Source organism: Clostridium sartagoforme AAU1 (assembly GCF_000401215.1).
GTDB classification, from domain to species: Bacteria; Bacillota; Clostridia; order Clostridiales; family Clostridiaceae; genus Clostridium; species Clostridium sartagoforme.
This window is the reverse complement of the sequence record NZ_ASRV01000201.1, coordinates 1-2,012: the sequence shown is the minus strand read 5'-3', so window position 1 is coordinate 2,012 and position 2,012 is coordinate 1. Positions and strand designations below refer to the sequence as shown.

Below are 2,012 nucleotides of genomic sequence, written 5' to 3'. Positions count from 1 at the left end.
CGCATTTTAAAACTATTGTGCTATAGGTACTTTTCTGTATTATAAAATTTCTAATATTTCAACAGTATATTTGTCTTCAGGAGCAGCAACTTCAACAATGTCTCCAACTTTTCTGCCTTTTAGAGCTAAGCCTAAATCTGACTCTATGCTTATGCACATATTTTCAGGGTCTGAGTCCATAACAGTAACTAAAGTTATAACATCTTCAAAATCATCTTCAACAAATTTAATTTTAGCTTTACTATTAATTCCTAAAGCATATTTATCAAATTTTTCATCATCTACAACAGTTGCTGTTGAAATCATATTTAATAAGTATTGGATTCTATTATCATTTTCTCTATAATTTGCACAAGCTTCCTTATATTCAGCATTTTCTGATCTATCTCCATGTGCAGCTGCTATTGCCTTTTCCTTTGCAATTTCAGCTCTTTTCACTGTCATTCTATATTCTAATTCTTCTCTTAGCTTTTTTATGTTTTCCTCAGTTAATGTATTATTCATAAAATTAACCCCCTCAAAAGATATCATGCTAATATTATATAATATATATGTAAAAAGAAAAGATTATTTATAAAAAAGAAATATTGATACAAACTGTAATTAAGACTTTTTTGCAAGAAGCAAATATATAATATAATGTACGAATAAATTTAAATTATGGGAGGTATTGATATGTTCGAATTAAATGGGAAAATTGCAGTTGTTACGGGTGCTTCAAGTGGGCTTGGAAGAGATGCGGCATTGGCATATGCTAATGAAGGAGCAAATGTTTGTGTATTAGCAAGAAGAGTTGAAAAAATAGAAAGCTTGGCAAAGGAAATAAAAAACTTAGGGGTAGAATCTATTGCTATTAAATGCGATGTTACTAAGGAAGAAGAAATTAAAACAGCAGTAGAAGCTATTATTAATAGGTTTGGAAGAATTGATATTTTACTAAATAATGCAGGAATAGCTGTACGTGGTGGTGTAGATACTCTTAGTGAAGAAGATTGGGATAAGAGTATGGATACTAATGTAAAAGGTATTTATTTAGTTAGTAAGTATGTTATTCCAATTATGAAAAATCAAAATTACGGTAAAGTAGTTAATATAAGTTCTATTAATGCGTTATTAGCAGATAAAAGTGATATATTTATTAGACACTCTTATAATGCATCTAAAGCAGCCGTTTTAGGATTATCAAAAGGTATGGCTGCATCTTATGCGAAATTTGGAATAACAGTAAATTCTATCTGTCCAGGTTTATTTGAATCAGAAATGACAGAAGATACATTATTTAAATCTCAAGAATTTTTAAAGAGCTATAATATGCTTTGTCCAGCATCTAGACCTGCTAAAAAGGGTGAATTAAATGGAACTATTTTATATTTTTCTTCTGACGCATCCAGTTATGTTACAGGACAACATATTGTGGTAGATGGAGGATTATCAATAGTTTAAAGTAGATAAAGATTTACCTCTAACTATTTTTCTTTGCAAAATATAAGAAGGGCGATTAATCGCCCTATATTTTCGTAATTTATCTTAGAATATTCTTTTGCAGTTGAGGAATGAAAAAAGAGAAGTTCGTTCAACAGAAGAACCCCATTTCTTATCATAAATACAGCTTATATCATCACCAATTAACTTTGCAGCTTTATATACTCCAGGTACATCGTAGTAAGACGCAACAACATAAAATATATTACTGATAGAATTATCCTGATAAAGTTGTAATCCTGCATAATATCTAGGATATTCCTTTAGAAGATATCTATTTAATGATTTACTAAAATCTATATAAGAAGATTCAAGTCCAGGTCTAACGACAATTCTATTTACATTATAGAAGAATTTTGTTGTTTTCATATTAAGCACCTCTTGAATAAAGTTGTTTTATTATAATTTATAATATGTAAAATGTTTGCTTAAAGTTCTTATTAGTTGAAATTTTATGTAACTATCTTCATTATTATAATAAATATATTTATTATAAATTTATTATAATAAGATAATATTATTAAAGAAAT

Annotated in this window: 3 protein-coding genes; 1 reads left to right on the top strand and 2 read right to left on the bottom strand. The window is 28.1% G+C overall.

Translation table 11 applies throughout. The features are described from left to right. Positions 1 to 39: 39 nt before the first annotated feature. Positions 40 to 504 (bottom strand): GreA/GreB family elongation factor, encoded by a 465-nt coding sequence (locus A500_RS15980; RefSeq protein WP_016208603.1) that lies wholly within the window; start codon positions 502 to 504, stop codon positions 40 to 42. A gap of 171 nt (positions 505 to 675) precedes the next feature. Here A500_RS15980 and A500_RS15975 point away from each other — a divergent pair, with 171 nt between their 5' ends. Then, the gene (locus tag A500_RS15975; RefSeq protein WP_016208602.1) at positions 676 to 1,443 is read left to right on the top strand and encodes an SDR family NAD(P)-dependent oxidoreductase; all 768 of its coding nucleotides are present in this window, start codon (positions 676 to 678) and stop codon (positions 1,441 to 1,443) included. A gap of 84 nt (positions 1,444 to 1,527) precedes the next feature. On the opposite strand, the gene A500_RS15970 is transcribed toward A500_RS15975, so the two are convergent. Further along, on the bottom strand, positions 1,528 to 1,851 hold the full coding sequence (locus A500_RS15970) for a hypothetical protein (protein WP_016208601.1): 324 nt from the start codon (positions 1,849 to 1,851) through the stop codon (positions 1,528 to 1,530). Positions 1,852 to 2,012: the final 161 nt, after the last annotated feature.

What these genes read in the sequence shown, in the direction of transcription:
- A500_RS15980 (WP_016208603.1), bottom strand. Translation starts at nt 504, where the DNA reads ATGAATAATACATTAACTGAGGAAAACATAAAAAAGCTAAGAGAAGAA.
- A500_RS15975 (WP_016208602.1), top strand. Translation starts at nt 676, where the DNA reads ATGTTCGAATTAAATGGGAAAATTGCAGTTGTTACGGGTGCTTCAAGT.
- A500_RS15970 (WP_016208601.1), bottom strand. Translation starts at nt 1,851, where the DNA reads ATGAAAACAACAAAATTCTTCTATAATGTAAATAGAATTGTCGTTAGA.